This is a genomic window from Brumimicrobium mesophilum (assembly GCF_003025005.1).
In the GTDB taxonomy this organism is placed as follows: Bacteria; Bacteroidota; Bacteroidia; order Flavobacteriales_D; family Crocinitomicaceae; genus Brumimicrobium; species Brumimicrobium mesophilum.
Map to the genome: position 1 here is coordinate 146,036 of NZ_PVSS01000001.1, position 20,940 is coordinate 166,975.

The 20,940-nt window shown below is 33.4% G+C and carries 20 protein-coding genes and 2 tRNA genes; 15 read left to right on the forward strand and 7 right to left on the reverse strand.

Translation table 11 applies throughout. The features are described from left to right. Positions 1 to 90: 90 nt before the first annotated feature. Positions 91 to 993, reverse strand: coding sequence for a site-specific tyrosine recombinase XerD (gene xerD, locus C6368_RS00685; protein WP_107037249.1), 903 nt, complete (start codon positions 991 to 993; stop codon positions 91 to 93). A gap of 99 nt (positions 994 to 1,092) precedes the next feature. Between xerD and aroQ the strand changes: the two genes are divergently transcribed. Continuing rightward, entirely contained in the window at positions 1,093 to 1,506 is a 414-nt protein-coding gene (aroQ, locus tag C6368_RS00690; RefSeq protein ID WP_107037250.1) for a type II 3-dehydroquinate dehydratase, read from the forward strand. 9 nt (positions 1,507 to 1,515) lie between these two features. On the opposite strand, the gene C6368_RS00695 is transcribed toward aroQ, so the two are convergent. Together C6368_RS00695 and C6368_RS00700 are read right to left on the reverse strand one after the other, a co-directional pair. Further along, positions 1,516 to 2,547, reverse strand: coding sequence for a glycosyltransferase family 2 protein (locus C6368_RS00695; RefSeq protein WP_107037251.1), 1,032 nt, complete (start codon positions 2,545 to 2,547; stop codon positions 1,516 to 1,518). A 14-nt stretch (positions 2,548 to 2,561) separates the two neighbouring features. Then, a complete protein-coding gene (locus C6368_RS00700; protein ID WP_107037252.1) occupies positions 2,562 to 4,019 on the reverse strand; it encodes a GWxTD domain-containing protein in 1,458 nt (485 codons plus the stop codon). 207 nt (positions 4,020 to 4,226) lie between these two features. Between C6368_RS00700 and C6368_RS00705 the strand changes: the two genes are divergently transcribed. Then, a tRNA-Ser gene (locus C6368_RS00705) sits at positions 4,227 to 4,314 on the forward strand. A gap of 678 nt (positions 4,315 to 4,992) precedes the next feature. Further along, on the forward strand, positions 4,993 to 5,520 hold the full coding sequence (locus tag C6368_RS00710; protein WP_107037253.1) for a DUF421 domain-containing protein: 528 nt from the start codon (positions 4,993 to 4,995) through the stop codon (positions 5,518 to 5,520). Between the two features lie 35 nt (positions 5,521 to 5,555). Here the strand turns inward: C6368_RS00710 and C6368_RS00715 are convergent, their stop codons facing one another. Both C6368_RS00715 and C6368_RS00720 read right to left on the reverse strand, forming a co-directional pair. Beyond that, positions 5,556 to 6,569 carry a helix-turn-helix domain-containing protein gene (locus C6368_RS00715; protein WP_107037254.1) on the reverse strand — a complete coding sequence of 338 codons (1,014 nt, stop codon included), beginning with the start codon at positions 6,567 to 6,569 and terminating at the stop codon, positions 5,556 to 5,558. A 117-nt stretch (positions 6,570 to 6,686) separates the two neighbouring features. Beyond that, the gene (locus C6368_RS00720) at positions 6,687 to 7,787 is read right to left on the reverse strand and encodes a hypothetical protein (RefSeq protein WP_107037255.1); all 1,101 of its coding nucleotides are present in this window, start codon (positions 7,785 to 7,787) and stop codon (positions 6,687 to 6,689) included. A 298-nt stretch (positions 7,788 to 8,085) separates the two neighbouring features. On the opposite strand from C6368_RS00720, the gene C6368_RS00725 reads away from it, so the two are divergent. The 12 genes from C6368_RS00725 (at position 8,086) to C6368_RS00780 (ending at position 16,652) form a co-directional block, all read left to right on the forward strand. Next, positions 8,086 to 8,832, forward strand: a complete 747-nt coding sequence (locus tag C6368_RS00725) for a L,D-transpeptidase family protein (protein ID WP_107037256.1) — start codon at positions 8,086 to 8,088, stop codon at positions 8,830 to 8,832. Between the two features lie 185 nt (positions 8,833 to 9,017). Beyond that, on the forward strand, positions 9,018 to 9,434 hold the full coding sequence (locus tag C6368_RS00730; protein WP_107037257.1) for an OB-fold protein: 417 nt from the start codon (positions 9,018 to 9,020) through the stop codon (positions 9,432 to 9,434). Between the two features lie 2 nt (positions 9,435 to 9,436). Continuing rightward, complete coding sequence (locus C6368_RS00735) at positions 9,437 to 9,790, forward strand: hypothetical protein (RefSeq protein WP_159038339.1); 354 nt, start codon at positions 9,437 to 9,439, stop codon at positions 9,788 to 9,790. Positions 9,791 to 9,797: 7 nt separating this feature from the next. After that, complete coding sequence (locus tag C6368_RS00740; protein ID WP_159038340.1) at positions 9,798 to 10,346, forward strand: YceI family protein; 549 nt, start codon at positions 9,798 to 9,800, stop codon at positions 10,344 to 10,346. Continuing rightward, the gene (locus C6368_RS00745) at positions 10,330 to 11,238 is read left to right on the forward strand and encodes a DUF5777 family beta-barrel protein (RefSeq protein WP_107037260.1); all 909 of its coding nucleotides are present in this window, start codon (positions 10,330 to 10,332) and stop codon (positions 11,236 to 11,238) included. The genes C6368_RS00740 and C6368_RS00745 overlap by 17 nt, the downstream gene beginning before the upstream one ends. Further along, positions 11,238 to 11,618, forward strand: a complete 381-nt coding sequence (locus tag C6368_RS00750) for a c-type cytochrome (RefSeq protein ID WP_107037261.1) — start codon at positions 11,238 to 11,240, stop codon at positions 11,616 to 11,618. The genes C6368_RS00745 and C6368_RS00750 overlap by 1 nt, the downstream gene beginning before the upstream one ends. A 69-nt stretch (positions 11,619 to 11,687) precedes the next feature. Next, positions 11,688 to 12,089, forward strand: coding sequence for a hypothetical protein (locus C6368_RS00755; RefSeq protein ID WP_107037262.1), 402 nt, complete (start codon positions 11,688 to 11,690; stop codon positions 12,087 to 12,089). Positions 12,090 to 12,138: 49 nt separating this feature from the next. Next, complete coding sequence (locus C6368_RS00760) at positions 12,139 to 12,975, forward strand: alpha/beta hydrolase (RefSeq protein ID WP_107037263.1); 837 nt, start codon at positions 12,139 to 12,141, stop codon at positions 12,973 to 12,975. Positions 12,976 to 13,036: 61 nt separating this feature from the next. Then, complete coding sequence (locus C6368_RS00765) at positions 13,037 to 13,564, forward strand: CAP domain-containing protein (protein ID WP_107037264.1); 528 nt, start codon at positions 13,037 to 13,039, stop codon at positions 13,562 to 13,564. Positions 13,565 to 13,702: 138 nt separating this feature from the next. After that, positions 13,703 to 15,130: an SDR family oxidoreductase gene (locus C6368_RS00770; RefSeq protein ID WP_107037265.1), complete on the forward strand. Its 1,428-nt coding sequence runs from the start codon at positions 13,703 to 13,705 to the stop codon at positions 15,128 to 15,130. Positions 15,131 to 15,235: 105 nt separating this feature from the next. Continuing rightward, a complete protein-coding gene (locus tag C6368_RS00775) occupies positions 15,236 to 15,868 on the forward strand; it encodes a DUF6498-containing protein (protein WP_107037266.1) in 633 nt (210 codons plus the stop codon). Between the two features lie 157 nt (positions 15,869 to 16,025). Further along, complete coding sequence (locus tag C6368_RS00780; protein ID WP_159038341.1) at positions 16,026 to 16,652, forward strand: porin family protein; 627 nt, start codon at positions 16,026 to 16,028, stop codon at positions 16,650 to 16,652. A gap of 323 nt (positions 16,653 to 16,975) precedes the next feature. Here C6368_RS00780 and C6368_RS00785 read toward each other — a convergent pair. Next, positions 16,976 to 17,057, reverse strand: a tRNA-Leu gene (locus tag C6368_RS00785). A gap of 143 nt (positions 17,058 to 17,200) precedes the next feature. Beyond that, positions 17,201 to 20,731 carry a GEVED domain-containing protein gene (locus C6368_RS00790; RefSeq protein ID WP_107037268.1) on the reverse strand — a complete coding sequence of 1,177 codons (3,531 nt, stop codon included), beginning with the start codon at positions 20,729 to 20,731 and terminating at the stop codon, positions 17,201 to 17,203. Positions 20,732 to 20,940: the final 209 nt, after the last annotated feature.

Below are 20,940 nucleotides of genomic sequence, written 5' to 3' on the forward strand. Positions count from 1 at the left end.
AGTTATATTTTTTCTCAAAAATAATAAATCTCAAGGACAACTGCGAATAAAAAATGATTCGTAGAAACGATTTGCAAATCCACCGTACAATCATTTTTTATTTCTTGGGTGATAACTAATAATCGCCTCGCGGATAAAGGATTGATCTAAATGTGTGTAAATCTCTGTTGTCGTGATTGATTCATGTCCCAACATTTCTTGAATCGCTCTTAAATTTGCTCCTCCTTCTATCAAATGTGTAGCAAAAGAATGTCGAAAAGTATGTGGACTCACTTTTTTCTTCAATCCAATAGTTAGCGCCAAATTCTTAACAATAGTAAAAATCATGACACGTGTTAATTGTTTCCCTCTTCGGTTTAAAAAAACAAAATCCTCGTGACCTTTTTGAATGTTCATATGATTCCGGGTTCCAGAAACATAAATTCCAATTTCTTTTTCTACTGATGGGCTCACAGGAACCAAACGCTCTTTATTTCCCTTTCCGATCACGCGAATAAAACCTTGTTTAAAGAAAATATTAGAGAATTTCAAGTTGATTAATTCACTTACACGCAATCCACAACTGTACAAAGCCTCTAGCATGGCCTTATTCCGATGCCCTTCAGGTTTACTTAAATCGATTGCCTCTATCATTTCATCAATTTCTGCAATACTCAAGAAAACCGGTAATTTCATTCCGATTTTTGGCAATTCAAGCAAACTACTTGGGTCATCATCTCGAATACCTTCCAAAACCATGAAATCGAAAAATTGTTTAACTCCACTAATCACACGAGCTTGGGAACGCGCTGACAAGCCCAAATCATATAAATCCGCAATAAAGCTTTTAAGATTTTCTAAATCCACATCTTTCGGAGAAATAGATCTTGCAGTACAAAAGTCACTTAGTTTTTCTAAATCTCTCTGATAAGCAAATATGGAATTTTCCGCCAGACCTCTTTCTATTTTGAGGTAATTCACAAAATCACGATTGTATGTTATCCATTGGTTCACGGGTTGAATTTAATAAAATTAAGTGTATTCAAAGTAAATTTAATACCATTCTGAGTTAACAGAATTTTCTTAATATTGTAAACAAGAAAAACGGACAATATGGATATTTTAATCATCAACGGACCCAATTTGAATCTACTCGGAAAACGTCAACCTTCTATTTATGGAGAGAAAAGTTTTGATGATTATATTCAAGAAATCCAAAAAGATAATTTAAAAATTTCTGTTTTTCAAAGTAATGTTGAAGGAGAACTCATTAATGCAATGCACGAATCTAAAGCGGACGGAATAATTCTAAATGCTGGCGGTTACACACACACTTCTGTGGCTATTCGTGATGCTGTTTCTGCTATTCTAATTCCAGTAGTAGAAGTCCATATTTCAAATATTTCTGCCAGAGAATCCTTTAGACATGAAAGTTTAATTAGTCCTGTTGCTGCAGGTTGCATTTTTGGATTTGGTCTAAACGGGTATGAAATAGCGATTGATTATTTTATGAAATCAAAAAAATAACAGCTGATTCTACTTTATAAAAAACCTTTTATTCAAGCCTTCAAATTTTTTAATTCTTTTAAAGAAATACGCCCATAATAAAGAAGCTTTATACAATCCTCCTTTATTATATTCAGTGCTTTCCAACTTAATTTGTTTACGTTTTTTATTCAAGGTTGGAATATTGGAATAATAAGCACCATGTGCCTTAAGAATCGCGATAATATGTTTGAACTGGAAACCAACCAAATATTTTACAGCAGCAACTCCATCTAAAATCAAGCGATAAATCACCTTTCCAAATAGCCAGCCAACATGATTCTTATGAATAGTGTATAAGCTATTTCTGAAATTCAAAAACGTTTTTCTGGGATTTTCATAATTTAAGGTTCCTCCACCAACATGATAAACTTTTGAAGTGGGAACAACATAAAACGAATGATTCTGCTTTTTTGCTCTCCAACAAAAATCTATTTCCTCCATGTGCGCAAAGAAGTCTTCGTCTAATCCACCTAGCCTATGGTAAATTTCAGAACGAACAGCCATACAAGCACCCGTTGTCCAAAAAACTTCTTTATCGTTATTATACTGACCAATATCCTCTTCTACCTCATCAAAAATTCTACCACGACAAAATGGATAATAATTTTTATCAATGAATCCTCCACTCGCTCCTGCATGCTCGAAATGTGACCTCCTATGGAAGGCTAAAACTTTTGGTTGCACACCGGCAATTTTAGGATTTTGATCTAATTTATCAATTAAAGGGTTTAACCAATTTGGTGTAACCTCAATATCGGAATTGATTAACACATAATATTCAAAACGGCCTTTTAATCGAGTTAACCCATCATTATACCCCTTAGCAAATCCACCATTCGAATCATTTAATATCACCTGAACTTCAGGGTGATTATTTCGAACATAAGTCAAACTTTCATCGGTTGATTGATTATCCACAACAACTATTGTGGCATCAGAAGTATTTTGAATTAATATAGGAAGGAATTGCTTTAAAAAAGTCAATCCATTCCAATTGAGAATTACAACAGCGGTTTTCAAATGAGGAATTTTTATCAGTAACTATTGTAATATCTAGAAGAGTTGCCACCAAAATGTGAATTTGACCCGCCATTTGGATCATCCAAATCGTTATCAGGTGAATCTCTTTTATTCAAAGCATATCTCCATCTGAAATTCTGCAATTCACCAATCATATCACTATGTAGCAAAGTATAATCTTTATTTAAATTAGTTCTACTGTAAAAGATAAATCGTTTATTAGAGAATTGTTTAATTTGATCATATTGCCAAATTTCGTAAGGATACTCTGTTGGTGAAGATGGTTGTTCGATCACACTACTTGGCGCTCCATACTGCAAGAAAACACGACCTCTATCTGTCTCAAATCCAGCCTGATAGTTCGTTGCAAAAAGGTCTTCTATTTTTAAAACTTGTGCTCTATATTTCATCCAGCCTTCATAAGGATTTTCTGGAGCGGTTTCTTTCCAAAAAGCCTGTAAATAGCGTATATTTTGCTCATTATCTCGTTCTCTGAGAATACGAATGATATTTTTAATTTCTCCCTGTCGCGAAATAGGAATCAAACTTGCTAGAAAATATTCTGAAGAATCTTTGGGAATACTTTCTGCAAAAGCAGGATCCAAAATTACAGATTCAAAAGCTAAATTATTTACTTTCTCAGTGTTGTTTCTATCAAAATCAAAAGCAGTTCTTGCCAGTATTTGTTTGTCTCTATTCAATAAATTCAATTCTAAAGTATAGGCTCCAGTTGGCAGCATACTTATATCGACAACTTTAGCTATAGGTTGAATTGCTGATCCTTTATATCTAAAATAACGGGTATATTCTTCCAAATCAAAACGAACATCTCTTCCAATAATCTTTTGCTCCACTACATAAACTGAATCTTCTAGTGCTGAGTTTGTATTGTAAGCTTCCACATAATAAAGCATATTTTGAATTTCAGTTGGATAATAATCTCCAATCATCGGAACAACATCATAACCAGTTTTAGTAAAAATGGATTGTAAGGTGGGATTAGCCAGTAATGTTTCTGCTGCTGTGAAGGATGAAAACATCAATTCCTCTGACATATCATCTATTTGCAATAATTTTGTAACTGAAATTGGATCAGCTTCAGAATTTACATCTCTAATCACCAAATCAAACCTGTATTTTCCTGGAGCTAATAAATATTTTTGAATATCATGAAAATCCTCTACAAGGCTATCAACGATCACAGGACTTTTTAATAAATATTTGTCAGCAACCACTACAGTATCATTTTGAGAGAATACCTGACTAATTTCTACCTCAGCAAACTTTTCTTCTTCTCTTTCTATATAATTTAGACTGTATCCAACAAAATTGAGTTGAATCTCAATATAGTTCCCTGCTTCTGGTGCATAAAACTGACCCTCACTTAAAAATGCTTTGAGTGGTTTATCTTGTCCAAATGCAGTAACTCCAATAAATAGAGCATAAAGCAGTACTAAAAATTTATTCTTCATATTTTCTTATTCTAATAAAGCATAAAGCTATGCAAATTTAGGGTTTTCAGCAAAAAAACAGGAACTGTTGACTACAATGTTACTTTTAGCGAGGAATTGGAAAATTTAATAATCTCTTAATTGCTGAAAATCAATGCTTAGAAAAAAAAGTTTATTTTTTTTTCATTTTACACTTGCAGGAAAAATATATGTGAGTATCTTTGCCCCGGAGAAATGGCAGAGCGGTTGAATGCACTGGTCTTGAAAACCAGCATACCGAGAGGTATCGGGGGTTCGAATCCCTCTTTCTCCGCCAAAGAAAACCCGTAACTTTTTAAAGTTGCGGGTTTTTTCATTTAATTAAACAACTCAAGACTTCATGTCTTGAAAGTTGGAGAATTAAATGAAAAAACAAACATCAACTGAAAGGCGATGTTTAGGGTTTTCATGTTGGCAAAGGATTCTCCGGAATGGGATCAATGAAATTAATCATATATGGAATCTTTTATTAAAACAAATCAAAACTTTAACCATCCTAGGATAGCGGACGTTTTGCAAAACGTCCCTACCAATGCTCGGTGAAATTTCATAAATGAAATTTACGGGAAAACCAAACATCAACTGAAAGGCGATGTTTAGGGTTTTCATGTTGGCAAAGGATTCTCCGGAATGGGATCAATAAAATTAATCATATATGGAATCTTTTATTAAAACAATTCAAAACTTTAACCTTCCTTGGATAGCGGACATTTTGCAAAACGTCCCTACCAATGCTCGGTGAAATTTCATAAATGGAATTTACGGGAAAACCAAACATCATCTGAAAGGCGATGTTTTGGGGTTTTCATGATTGCGAAGGATTCCCCAAATTATATCAATGAATAATAGCAGTAATTACTATAAAAAATCTAAACCATCAATTTCTTATTGATTTGCGTCAATTTAAAACTCTAAAACTTTCTATATTTGTTAGTACAAGATAAAAACTAAAATCATGACATTACAAGACGCCTTCATGCTTATCTTATCAGTTTTAGGGATTTTTACCATCATAATAGTTATCACAAGGATTTTCGGATTAAGAACATTTGCCAAAATGTCTAGTTTTGATTTTGCTTCAACAATTGCTGTGGGTTCAGTTTTGGCTTCAATCATTTTAAATAGTGACCAATCTCTACTTAAAGGAGGAATTGCTTTAACAACCATTATTGCTTTTCAAACTATTTTCTCTTTTTTGGTCAGAAAAGTCGACACCTTTAACCAACTTTTCACCAACAAACCACAAGTCATCATGTGGAAAGGTGAAATTCTCTACGATGCTTTGAAAAAATGCAATGTTGGTGAAGATGATTTGATAGCCAAATTGCGAGAGTCAAACGTTCATGATTTTAGCGAAGTTAAAGCGGTAATTTTCGAAAGCACAGGAGATGTCTCTGTTCTTCATAATGACCAAGACAAAGAGGTTTCAAAGAAATTATTGAAAGATGTGAAGTTAAATATTCCAAAGGAATTAGATCTTTAAAATAGATGAGATAACAAGACTACTTTAATAAAAATCTACTCCATCAACTTTCGATAATCACTCGGACTCATATCAAATTCTCTTTTAAAAATTTTTGAAAAGTAACTATTGCTTTCAAAGCCTACTCTTCCCAGCACTTCAGAAACATTTAGATTATTATTATGAAGTAAGTTTTTAGCTTCTACCAAACGACACCGTGTAATATGCTCGTTAACTGTTGCTTTAAAGAGATGTTTAAATGCAAACTGCAGTTTATTTGGATTCAAACCAGATCTTTTCGATAAGCTCTGAATTGTTAGATCTTTCTCTAAATTAGAAAGAATATACTTACTTAGTTCCTCTACTTTACTCAACTCATTCACCCTTATAATTGAACTTTTTTCTATACCGTTCAAATCATCTTCATATTGTACAAGTTGATTTACAAATATCCGAAGTGCTAGACTTTCCATATGGAATTTTCTAATCAACATTTTATCTTCAAATTTTAAAATCTCAGTGAAAATATCCTTAAACTCAATTCCATAAAAACCTTCATGATAAAAGGTTTCACCTGCCAATTCATCCAAAAAAAGTGACTTCAACTTTGAACCCAAACTATCAATTTCACACTTTGCAGTTTTAGCAAATTTGGAACGATCTATTTCTAAACTTAAAACTTTATGATTTTCATTTCTTAAAAAAGTCAAAATGTGTCCATTATTCTTTTCGCTTGCTACAATTGCACATTTATATTGATCTATTTCGTTTACTTTAGCGTCATTTTCGAATGAATGCTGAACTAAGCCATGCGCAGAGTAAATATATTTTATGGGATGAACTTCATCTACAGTAAATTTAATCCTTACATCATCATAAAACTGACAATCATAGGTGATAATTCCTAAACCATTATCAAAATTCACTCCTCGGATTTGACCAATTCCAATTTTGGAAGGTATTACAAGCGAATATTCATCACAATTCTCTTTAAAAGGAACAGAAAAAGACTTCGCTAAACTTTGAATAACTTCCTTTAATGGTAATGAATTTACTTTAAACTCTTTCATGATTTAATTTTCAGATATAAATAGTCAATATACATAGTTGACTTCTAATTCTTAAAAATAACAATTTATTTACTCAACCTTTAAGAATGGATTTAAAAAACAATAGAGAGCTCACCTCTACTCCATCAGTTCCAAATAAGCACCAAACATTGCCGAAACTCCAGAAAAAACAACGGTCAAAACCAACCACCACGCCGCAGAAGCAGCTGTTTTTCGTGCATTTTCAGCTTGAATAATCGCTTTTCGCTTAGTTAATTTGACTTCTTCATTTACTTTTTGTTCTATTTTATCAATTCTAATCTTTAATTCACCGATAATGCTATTTATATTCGAAGAGATATTTGAGACCTCCTTCTCATTTATGAATTTGCTATTTTCCACCAAATCTATAATTGCCTCTTTATCTAATTTTTGAATTCTAGCTTTCATGGTCGAGATAGATTCCTTCGGATTATCAATTATTTTATTTAAATCATTTTTTAAATCTTTAAAATTCAACATATCGTTTTGAGTAGAATTAACATCAGATTTCTCAAGAAAACCATTTAATACCTTCGAAATCCTATCATTATGCAAGTTAAAAGCATTGTCTTTTCTGATTTTATCCAAGGTGTTTTCAATTGTATCATTACTTTTTGCAGTGGGAACATTCTTAAATAAATCTTTAACAATTCCTGCTGAAAATTTCAAACCAGCAGTTGCAGTAGTAATTAACCCTCCAATTAACGTATGCACAATTTTCGATTCCAAGTAAAACAAAATCATGTAAAACAAAGCCCAAATTACTAATGCGATAGTTAAATTGGAAGCCAAGGTGCCGAAAAAGCTCAAATTTAGCGCTAAGGCACAAGCTCCGAACAAAGACAAAGTAGTGGTGATTAAACTCCATATACCGAATGCCGAACTAAACTTTACACCCGTTATATCATCATGGTCACAATCCTTATCATAAATAAACTCATTGGACCCTCGTTCCGATTCTAGCTTAGCTTGACTTTCAGCGAATTTTTTCTTCACGTTTCCAATCATGGTAATTCCCATCGCCACAGATAACGCAGTCAAGACAATTTGAAAAATTAAAGCCAATAAAACTCCAGCAACGATAGCAACATAAAAATCAGAGAAAAGAAATTCTCTTCCGTCTGCAATCCTAATCGTTTGGGCATAAATTGTAGTTGTACTTAACAATACACAAAGTGTGAATAGAACTCTTTTCATAATAGTAATTATTGATTTGAATAAAAAAAACAGTCACCTCCTTCCAAACAGAGAATCAGTTAAAAACTCTATTTGAAATTCGGGACTATCCATGTTGGTTTTAAGTTTCTAAAATTGATTTAAAAATCACTCCTACAAATCGCGTTGTTAAAGCTTTTTAAAATATTTTTCTAAATTCCTAAACTTTCAAATAGCCTATTAACCCTATTACAACAAATTCTAACTTAAATGAATTTGATTAACTTTATTGAAACATAACTTTTACCACTTCTTTGTGTTAACCCAAATAACTTAAAAAATGAAAACCAAATACATATTGTTTCTTTTAGCATTCATCATATGTGCTTTTAATGCAGATAATTTTAAACAAGAACAACTTAAATATCCAAGAGTTCGTGAAGCTTATCAAGCTAAAAAAGCAGCGGTTTTAAGAATTTTAAAAAATAAAGACATTGAAATCAGCAAGCTCCAAATTTATATTCGTGCATTTAAAAGTGAAAAAGAAGTCGAGATTTGGGCTAAGAATTCAAGTGACAACAAATTTCAATTGATCAAAACATATGATGTTTGCAGGAATTCTGGAGTTCTCGGTCCCAAAAGAAAGCAAGGAGATTTACAAGTTCCAGAAGGATTTTATCACATCGATAGATTCAATCCTTATAGCTCCTACCACCTTTCTTTAGGAATAAATTATCCCAACAAATCGGATAGAATCTTAGGAACTAAAGGAAAACTCGGAGGAGATATTTTTATTCACGGTAAATGTGTTACAATTGGCTGTCTTCCCATGACAAATGAGTTTATCAAAGAAATTTATATAATCTGCGTGGAAGCTCGAAATAACGGACAAACATCAATTCCTGTGACCATTTTTCCATTGAAATTATCTGATAAAAAGTATGACATACTAAATAAAAAGTACGCCAAAGACCTTGACAAGATCAACTTATGGAAAGATCTTAAAGTTGGATATGACATATTTAATGAGACTAACCAATTGTTTTCAGTTGGATTTTTAAATTCTGGTCGTCACAACGTGCGATAAACCTACTTTAACATAACCACTCGCCCACTTGAAATTGAAATGTTTTCAATTAAAAGCAGGCACAATAAATCCAAACGCTTCTTTTTTTCGTATTATATATAAGGGGCATTCAATTATTTGCTAAATTACCCAAAAGTTGAGATCGCTCATTCATCTCTTAACAATTAATTAAAATACTATATAAAATGAAATCGATCACAAAATATACACTATTCGGATTGTTAGCTCTTGCTCTCGTTGGCGGCGGTTTAGGCTATTATATGTTCAATAAAAAAGTTCCCACATTAGAAAAAACCAATCCTGATTTCGTCATAAGTGCCGATGATCTTTTTAATGAATTTGAAAATGATGAATCGAAAGCGCTCAAAAAATTTGAAAATAAAATTATTGAAGTAACTGGAAAAGTAATCAGTGTTAAGAACAATAAATTTGATTCGAATATTATACTAGTAGCCGAAATGGCGATGATTGGTGGAGTAAATTGTTCTTTCAAATATAAGCAAGAGAATGAGGTAAAAAAAGGTTCGATGGTCACTATAAAAGGTCAATGTCAAGGTTTTTTAATGGACGTGGTACTGAATAATTGCCAATTAATAAAATAGATATGAAATATTCAATAATAATATACTTAGTAATAGCAATGGTTTTAACAAGCTGTTATAAAGACAATGAAATGAGTCTGTATGGAGAAGTTGATTGCGACACAACCACAGTTAGTTTCAGCAATGATATTTTCCCAATCATAGATATGAATTGTACAGTTACTGGTTGCCATACTGCTGGTGGGAGTGCTCCAGGGACTTTTGAAAATTATGCTCAAGTTAAAGACAAAGTCGATGATGGGAAATTCAGAAATAGAGTTTTAATTTCTCAAGACATGCCTCCAGGTGTTCCGTTAACGGATTGTCAGATACTACATATAACAAAGTGGCTCAATGATGGGGCACCAAATAACTAAAATCAAGATGAAAAAAATAACAATAATTACAGCCTTATTATTTTTAGGATTTGTAGGCTTCGCACAAAACCACATTACTAGAACTGGAACAATTCAATTCTTTTCTGAAACAGATATTGAGAATATTGAAGCAATAAACAATCAAGTTTCTAGCGTGATAAACACAGAAAATGGTGAAATAGTATTTTCAGTATTAATGAAAGCTTTTACATTCGAAAAGGCATTAATGCAAGAACATTTTAATGAGAAATATGTCGAAAGCGAAAAATTCCCTAAAGCAAAGTTCAAAGGAAAGGTAACCAACTTTTCACTCTCTGACTTAACTGAAAAACCAAAAGAATTTTCAATCACAGGAAGTTTATTGATACATGGAGTAACAAAAGAAATTAATGAGTCAATAATGCTGTCAAAAAACAATAAAAACCTCATAATTGGAACCTCAACTTTTACTGTAAAACCAGAAGATTATTCAATTGAGATACCCTCAATTGTGCGTGGAAATATTTCCAAAACCATAGAAATTAAGGTAAAAATGGATTATGAAAAGATGGATTAATATATTATGCATAGTATTCTTTTGTTCAGGCAATTCTTTTGCTCAAGATGATTTAATGAACATGCTTGATGAAACTGCTAAACCTGTAACAAATTTTACAATTGCGACTTTTAAATCTACACGCTTAGTTAGTGGACATTCTGTAGAAACAAATGCAAAAGGGGTGCTTCAATTTTTAATCGGTCATCGATTTGGTCGCATAAATTCTGGATGGAGAGATTTATTCGGAATTGACAACGCTACAATTCGAACAGGGTTTGATTACGGTTTAACAGACAATTTAAATATTGGCGTTGGTCGTTCTTCATTTCAAAAAACTTATGACGGTACTTTTAAATGGAGATTTTTACGTCAAAAATCAGGCGCGCAAAACTTCCCAATTACTGCAACCTTTGTTTCAAACATTTATGTAGATAGCCGTGAATGGGCAAATCCAGATCGCGAAAATTATTTCTCTTCAAGGTTGAATTACAATCATTCTCTTTTATTGGCACGAAAATTTGGTGATGTACTTTCACTTCAACTTATGCCTACAATCATACATCGAAATCTGGTAAAAACTAAAGATGATCAAAATACAATTTATGCAATGGGTATCGGAACATCCGTTCGAATATCTGGCTCTCTCCGATTAAATGCTGAGTTTCATTACATTCCACCAGGTCAAATTTCAAGTAAAATAGGTGGTGAGGAAGTTCAAAATTCATTTTCTATAGGTGTGGATCTTGAAACAGGAGGACATGTATTCCAATTACACCTAACCAACAGTAGAGGAATGACGGAGCGCTATTTAGTGGGTGAAACTACAGGTAGATGGATAAATGGAGATATCCATTTTGGATTTAATGTTAGCCGAGTTTTTACAGTCAGAAAACCTAAAGAATTTAAATAATGAAAAAATCTAATTACATTTTAATCTGCGCTGCAATAATAATGGGATTCAGCCAATCTTGTCGCCATGAACCAATCGAACCATTTAAATCAACAGATGACATGATGGGGAATATTGAAGATGACTTCACATTTTCTACTGGTGTTTTTCCTATTATTGAAAACAATTGTGTCGGATGCCATGGTGGCGCAAATCCATCAGCAGGGATACCATTAACAACCTACAGTGAAATCTTCCCTTTCGCAGCGTCCGGTGGTTTGTATGGCGTTATCAATCATGAACCAGGCTACACTCCAATGCCACTTGGTGCAAACAAACTAAATGATTCTGATGTAAATACTGTGAAGCAATGGATTGATGACGGATTCCCAAATAATTAACTGAATTTGGATATAAATTGTGATTATAACCTCTATAAATCAATAACTTTAAGATTTCATCCAAATAATATGAATCAAACTACCATTTCCAAAGGCTTTTTATTCGCCGGTTTAGCAAATATTATAGGTGTTTTAACACTCTCAAAATTTTTCACGAATGAAGTAATGATGAGCACACAACCTGAAGTGATGGGTTATTTTGGTCTAATTTCAATCATACTTTGGGGAATGGCTTACATTGCAGTTCGTAATAAATATGCTGCTTTACCTGGTTTAGTAGCGGTTTTTCTTATCGAAAAAATAATCTATGTAACGGTCTACATCAATTGGTTCTCTTCCAATTCTTTGAGTTCAGTTTATGAACAAGATACGATGGCCGGTGTTTTTTATACGATATATGGTGCTAATGATTTTATTTTTGGCGTGTTTTTCGCTGCTGTCCTGATACAATTAATGCGTAAAAAAGCCTAATTCAAGATCGAAGCACAACATTCGATTTTTCATTCAATTATATAACTAAATGTCAATAAAATTACTTTCTCTTTTAGCTTTTCTGCCTATCCTATTCAGTTGTTCTATTTCTAAACACAAGGACATTTCATACTTAACTGAAGATTCAAAAAAAGTAGATGCTAATTTAGAAACTCCAACCTTAAATATTTTCCAGCCTAAGAACAAAACTGACAAGAAAGATCCTGTTTTAATTTTTGTTCATGGTGGAAACTGGAATTCCGGAAAAAAAGAAAGTTATGGATTTTTTGGTAGGAATTTCGCTAGAAAAGATGTTGTAACAGTTATTCCTGGTTATAATTTAAGTCCGGATGTTAATTATAACACCATGACAAAGCAAATCGCAGAAGCAATAACTTGGGTTCAAGCAAATATAGAAGAATATGGAGGTGATGGTTCTCAAATTTACCTTACCGGCCACTCCGCAGGAGGTCATTTAATTGCTTTGGCAACATTAAATCCTAAATATGGAATTGATGAAGAAAGTATAGCTGGGATAATTCTTAATGACGCTGGAGGTATGGATATGCACAACTATTTATTAAAATATCCACCCACTGAAGAAAACAATTATTTATCTACTTGGACCAAAAACGAAGAGAATTGGAAAGATGCTTCTCCTATTTATTTCTTGTCTGATGAAAGTCCGAAATTCAAGATTTATTTAGGAAGTAAAACATACAAATCAATTGATGTTTCAGTGAGAAAATTCACAAATGAGTTAAATGAATTTCAGCCAGAAGTGGAAATTGACCTTATCGACAAAAGACATATTCCAATGGTTCTGCAATATTTCTGGTCTTCCAGCAATCGTTATGATGAAATTTTGGAATTTATGGGTGAGTAAATTTTAAATATGTACTAAATGAATTACTTTTAATATAAAATTGCTCTCATAACTATTTTGAATGAATCTTTATTTACACATATTCTTGATTTTGATTCCATTGTTATCATTTGGACAATTAACAGCAGAACACGAAGAAATTATTAATCGCGAAGTGTTCAATCAAATGAATGCCTTACGACATCAAAAGAATCTACAGCCACTAAAAATTAATTCAGATCTAGAAATAGCTGCAAAACTTCAAGCAGATTACAACGCAAAAAATAAAGAACTAAGCCACTTTCAATCCAATAATCCTCAATACAGAACTCCTGTAAAAAGAGTGTCTATGGTTAAAACTGGAGACGATGAAACATTCTATACGGTCGGAGAAAATGCGACTTTTACTTTCATAACTTCAGATAAAGAAATTGATTCTAATTACCTCAAAAAAATTGCAGATGAGATATTTGAGTCTTGGAAACAATCAAAAGGCCATCGGGAAAACATGCTAAATCGGGAGTTTAATCACTATGGTTTCGCTACTACCGTGAGGAAAGAGTCAGGAATTATTTATGCAATTCAAGTTTTCACCAAAGAACAAGATTAAGGTAAACCTATAGTAGGCGATTAAAGGTTTTAGTCCAGAAAAGGTAATGTATGATATTTTCATACTGCCTAGTAGAGACCAATTGTATTTCATTAGCGCACCGAACAAATCACAAATTATTATTGTTAATATTAGACTATGAAAATTCTTCTTACAGGGGCAACAGGTTATATTGGCAAACGATTACTTCCGCTATTAGTTGATCAAGGTCATCACGTTGTTTGCACTGTTCGGGACAAAGCCAGATTTAATCCCTCAAAATCTTTACTTAATAAAATTGATATTATAGAAGTAGATCTTTTGGATGCAGAAAGTTTAGAACATATACCAAAGGATATTGATGGGGCTTTTTACCTAGTTCATTCAATGTCTGCTTCTTCAGATTACGCCAAATTAGAGGTGGAATCTGCCGCTAATTTCAGGAAAGCAATGGACAAAACAAATGTTCAACATGTTGTTTATCTTAGTGGAATAATCAATGAGGATGAATTGTCGAAACATTTAACTTCTCGAAAGAATGTTGAACTAGAATTAGACCAAGGAAAATATAACAACACAACTTTGCGAGCAGGAATAATCATAGGTTCAGGAAGTGCTTCTTTTGAAATCATCAGAGATTTGGTGGAAAAACTACCCTATATGATTACACCAAAATGGCTAAACACGCGTTGTCAACCTATAGGAATATCTGATGTTCTTCAATTTTTATCTCAAAGCTTATTTGTGGAGGAAACCTACAATAAAAACTTTGACATTGGTGGTCCAGATATATTGACTTATAAAGAAATGCTGTTAGATTTTGCCAAGGTTCGTGGATTGAAAAGAACCATTCATACTGTTCCAATAATGACACCGAAATTATCGAGTTATTGGCTTTATTTCGTAACCTCAACTTCCTACCGTTTGGCCACTGCCTTAGTAAACAGCATGAAGATTGAAGTAGTTTGCAGAGACCAGGAAATTAATACCATTTTGAACATTACACCAATCACTTATATCGAAGCTTTAAATAAAGCTTTCACTAAAATTGAGAATAATGAAATCATTTCAAGTTGGAAAGATGCATATTCGAGTAGTGGTTTGAAAAGTCACATTTCAGACTTCATTCAAGTTCCAACTTTCGGTTGTTTTAAAGATCTTCGAAAAATGCCATTTGCAGACAGGGAGAAGTGCATCGAAAAAGTATGGGGAATAGGAGGAAAAAATGGTTGGTATTTTGGTGATTTTCTATGGAAAATTAGAGGTTTTATGGACAAATTAGTTGGTGGTCCGGGATTACGCCGAGGCAGAACAAATCTCGATACTATCGACGTTGGAGATTCATTAGATTTTTGGCGCGTTCTTTACGCTGATAAGGAAGAGGGAAGGCTATTGCTGCATGCAGAGATGAAACTTCCAGGAGAAGCTTGGCTAGAATTTAAAATTGAAGATAACCAATTAAAACAAACTGCCACTTTTCGACCACTGGGTTTAGCAGGACGTTTATATTGGTATGCTGTGCTCCCTTTTCATGGATTAATTTTTAATGGAATGCTGAAAAGTTTGACAAATGGAGAAGTGAAGTAAAATCAATGAAAAATCCATCTTCACCCCAATATATAAGTCAAAATCCTTATTTTTAATCTATTACCTCAGTCTTATCTTTGAGATCATCACCAAACGATAGAAATTGTGGGAATATTCAAATCAATATCATTCAATAGAATTGACACAATTGCAATTGTTTTGTTTTCTGTTTATGCGTTATTAAAAGGAGAAATCACCGTTTTTTATATGCTCCATTTATTTTGGTGGCAAACTTTAATTCATGTTATTGTAAACACAATAAAAACCTTGTTTATCAAAAGAAGCGCTCCGTACCGCTCAAAGGTGTTGAGGTATTTTGGAGAAAACATGTTTCTACTTATTATTTACTTAATATTTGTAGTTCTTCTTTTCGGTATCGTTCTAAATTTTAACAATAATCACTTAGCTGCTATAAATATGGAAGTGATTCTTTTTATGAATTGGAGTTTTAATTTTAATTTGATTGTATTTCTAATTACTGCAATATTCTTTGATAGAAACTACGTTGATGACGTGAAGAATTTCACAAATGCCTTCTTTCCAAGGAATATTATCTTACATATTTCTATCATTCTTGGCGCCTTCCTACATTTCTTTGTGATTTACAGATTCCCTAATCTTTTCGCTAGTGAAATAAATTGGGGTTCTGTACTCGTTATTTCTCCTTTTTTAATTTTACGAGTTATATTTGATATTTATGTTTATCCAATCAATTCCAAAAAGAATTTACCAATTTAAGATTTATTTAAAAAAGGTTAAAAAGCCCCATTATCAGTGTGTTTATGTGAAATACTGTTAAGAATAAATATCCTTTCTCATAATGTTAATATATTTATATAGGACGAGATATAATGAGTTCTCATTCAAAACAAATAATTTAAAACTAATATTCAATATGAAAAAAGCGATACTATTTACTGCATTATTTGCCTCTACGGCTTTCCTTTCATTTTCACAAGATGCTAGAAGTTCTTTGAAGTTTGGAATTAAAGGTGGTGTAAACTTTTCAAATGTTTACGATTCAGAGGGTGAAGATTTTGAAGCCGATACAAGAACAGGTTATACTGCAGGACTTAATTTAGAAATACCTATCGGAACATTTTTAGGTTTACATCCAGAAGTATTAATTACTCAAAAAGGGTTTGAAGGAAGCGGGAGTTTATTACTTACCGATTATAGCTATAAAAGAACAACTACTTTTTTAGAAATACCAATTTTAATTGCCCTGAAGCCATCAGAAAACTTGTCGATTGTTGCTGGGCCTCAGTTTGCTTACTTATTAAGCGAAAGAAATGAATTTAATTCTATTGTAAACATAGACCAAGAACAACAGTTCGAAAATGACAATATTCGTAAGAATATTCTAGGACTAGTTGGAGGTGTAAATATTAATTTAAATCACTTTACTATTGGCGGACGAGTAGGTATAGATCTTCAAAATAATATTGGGGATGGTACTTCAGAAACACCTAGGTATAAAAACTCATGGGCACAAGTTACTTTAGGATATAGATTCTTTTAATATCTATTCTATAGGGTTATAAAAAGAAAATCCATTAAATTGCAAAAGCGGGGCTTCGAAAGATTTCCCGTTTTTTTATGCCTTACTTTTAGAAATAAAAGTTAAGAAATCTTGGTCAAAATAGTGAATAAAATTCGCTAAAGAAAAAAGAGGAGAACAACGAGAGAATAGCCAATCGCTCCGTGGATTTAAGAAGAAAAAGTTAGTAGATAAACTTAGCTTTCGATAAGTAGAAAAAAAGATTGAGTTGGAGTGAACTGAATGAAGCAAAAAAAAACAGAGGATAAACTTCGCTTTCGCTCTGTTTCTCACTCTGTTTTTTGTACCCGGGGCGGGAATCGAACCCGCACTCCCGAAAGAACTGGATTTTGAATCCAGCGCGTCTACCAATTCCGCCACCCGGGCATATTGAATTGGGTTTGCAAATTTAATTAAATAAAACTCAGCAACAACAAAAGATATATGTTTTTTTTAATAAAGATATTCTTTAAATCAAAAAATGCGTTTCCCCGGAGAGAAACGCATTTTTTAATTAAACCATTAAGCGATTACTGCTTAACAATCTTGAAGGTCTTTTGACCAGTATTATTATAAACACGTAAGGTATAAATCCCTCTTTCCAGGTGATCAATAGCCAATTGCGCTTCCGTAGCATTATTCAATGCTTTATTTTCTACAAGCACAACTCTACCATTTATATCCAACATTTCAACTTTTAAAGAAGTTGTGTTAGATGGATTCACGATGTTCAAGATGTCTTTCGAAGGGTTAGGGAACACTGAAAGATCAGCAAACTCTTCTGTTTCGATTGACAAGAAATCACATGAAGCCAAAACCCCAACTTCTACAATAGAAGTGTCAGCTGGACAAACACCATTACTTACAATGTAAGTATAGTTATATTGACCTGGGATTGGTTGAGCATTAGGCTGTGAATTAGGCAATAACATATTTTGGAAATCATACCAATCACCTCCTAAATCAGTGTTTCCTGACAAAATCCCTAATAAAGGAATCGGTTCGTTTTTACACACAGTAGTTGATCCATCCAAACCTGCCGAAGAAGGTCCGAAAACATTAATTGTTGCGAATGTTGTATCATAACACACAAAACGCTCTAAATAATATACATCGTATGAACCTGCTGGTAAAAAAGATACATTGAAAACAGTATCATCAACCAAATAATTTGGTTGATTTGGGAATGACCAAGTACCACCACCATTTGGCTTAACAATAATGTTATCTTCAAGGTTTACTGTACTGTCTAATCGACATACATCCACTGAACCATTTGTACCTGTTCCAGGAAGACAATCATCAACCAATATTTCATCCACTAAGATATCGTTGTATTGAGAATTCAAACCTAATACCGCTTGATTTGTCATCCAACGAATTTTAATGATATTTGAACTATATGCAGCTAAACTAAAGTTAGCAAATTGCCATTCAGAGCTATTACCTCTTAAAGTATCAAGAAGATTCCAATTTGTACCATCAAATACTTCTATTATAAGCGGAACATTATCATTCGGATTATTTTCATTATTACTAAACCATTCAAATGCCAAATAAGGATTTGCAAGTGTCGAGATATCAATTTCTGGTGTCTCTAACATCATACTATCTGGATACGGAGAAGAACCATCAGACCATGCATAAGATCCTGGAGCTCTTCCATTATTTGTCGCTGCATATCCAGGAGCGCCCGTAAATTTCCAGAAGTTATTTACAGAAGTACTTGTATTGTTTGACAAATTCTCCCAACAATATGGCTGAATTGAATTGTTAAAACTCTCACCATATGGAGCAACTGCTACCCCACAGTTAGTTGGAGCAGAAATCCTAGCAGATAATGCACTTATATCTCCCCCACCACAATCAGACTGAACATAAAAGTCGTAGTTTGTGCTTGGGTTTAAACCTGTAACTACATAAGGATTTGTACTAATTCCTGGTAAAATAGTTCCTGCAGGTGTACCTGGAGTAAATCCAGAAACCCCATATTCTATTGACCATGATGTCGCACCACTATTTGATGTCCATGCCAGCTCAATCGATGTAGTTGTTGGATTACTTGTCATCAAACTACTAGGAGGCAAACATGTAGGAGGAGTGATAACTTCAAAAATATAATCCTCTCCTTCTCCATTAGATCCTACACAAGGATTAGTAATATTACTAGTCGTAAAATCAGCAATTACACGCATTCTATAATTCCCAACAGGTGTACCTAAAGGAACAGTAAAACTATTTGAAAGTGGTGAAGCAGTATATGATGTTGTGTTAAACATTCTTTCTGAAAGGTCGAAATTAAAATCATTGTTCCAGTCAACAAACACGGCAAAACCATAAGTTGATGTTCCTGAAGCCGTGATAGTAAAATCTATATCTAACAATTCATAACCCGAAGCACTGATTGTTGTGAAATCAGAATAAGAAGCCGTAGTCGTTCCTCCTCCTGTATTTAAATTTGCGATATTTGATATAGCTGTAAACGTTTCAAATCCATTAACAAAATAAGTGTTACTTGTAGAAGAGTAGTCACAGTAAGTATTTTTGAAGAAATATGGTCCAGACCATGCACTTAAATCTCCACCACCACAATCAGATTGAACATAATATTCATATTGTGTACTTGGAGTGATTGCTAATGTATAAGGATTTGCAGTAACCGGAAGTGGTGTTCCAGATCCTAAAATGAATCCAGGAGCTCCATACTCAATATTCCATGCTGTAGCAGTTCCATTTTCTGTCCAAGATAATTCAGCAGTTGTTGTAGTGATATTCCCTGCAGTTAAAGCAGAAGGTTGTACACAGCTCGGTGTGGTCAAAATAGCAAGAGTAAAATCAACTGTTGTATTTCCTCCTTGAGTAGAACCACATGCAGACGCCGGTGTTCCAGCTCCAAATGCATACATTCCACGTACTCTAATTCGGTAATCTCCCAACGCAGTACCAGCTGGCACTGTGATACTTAAAGATTGGTCGGCTAATGTTGAGTGGTTAGTAGCAACTAATTCAGATGGATCAAAAATCATATCCTGATTCCAATCTACCCAAACAGATACACCATGCTGCGCAGTAGAAAACGTAGTATTTAAAGTAAACGTTTGTGCTTCGTGAGACTCAAATATTTGAGAAGTCTCATCTGCATACGATCCAGCAGGGTGAGAAAATGAAGTATAGTTAGGATTAGTTAATGCTCCATTTGTAGAAACTGAGTTAAAATAATAAAAAGTTCCATTTGAAGAAACATCACAGTACTTAAACTCGTATGGCCCTGTCCAAGCACTCGTATCACCTGCTGAACAAATAGAACGCACATAGAAGTCATACTCATCTCCTGAAACGATTGTTGCAGAATAAGGATTTGAAGTTGTTATAGCTGCAGACCCCGTTCCTGTTCCAGGAGTAAATCCAAGCGCACCATAATCAACTTGCCATTCAGTAGCTGTGTTTGCTTCTGTCCAACCAAAATCAAGTGATGTTAATTGTACATTACTCACATTTAACGCAGTTGGCGGTAAACAATTTGGAGGAGTCACAATTTCAACACTGTAATCCTCTGTTTCACCCCAAGTAACACTTCCACATGCAGTGATATTTGCGGCACTACTTGTGTAATCCAACTTTACCCTCATTCTTTTTACACCTAACGTAGTTGCAGCTGGCACTGTAAAACTCAAGGAGTTCAAACCAGCATTAATCGCACTAAAGGCTGCTATTTCTTCAGTTGGGTCAAAAACATCATTTTCGTTGTAATCAATCCAAGCCTTCACAGACTCCCCTTGAGGAAACGAATAAGATGTTCCCACGGAAAGTGTATATGTTAACCCTGGAGATAAATCAGGAGCAGGTGTAGCAGTATTATCAGAATAGGCTCCGTTACATCCACTATTTAAATTAGATAAATTTGTAGTGATTCCATTTAGAACCACACTGTTTAGGTCATCTCCAGAAGCACACCCAGTGGAGTACGTTGGGGTACAATACTGAGCATTCACACTAGACCCTATTCCAAAGAATAAGGTAATGATTCCTGCTCGAATCATTTTTTTGTAATTGTTAATCATAAGAATTTATTTTATAGTTAAGCACTAAATGTAATACTAATATTTGTTAATAATTTAATAATTTTATTTATTTATTCCTCTAGAATGAAACAATGTCATCTACAAAACGAACAACCACCTAATTATTAAACTCGAAATCAATAATTTAAACAACAATTCTACATATTCATTACTCATTTCTAATGGAATTAATGGCCTATTGATGATCA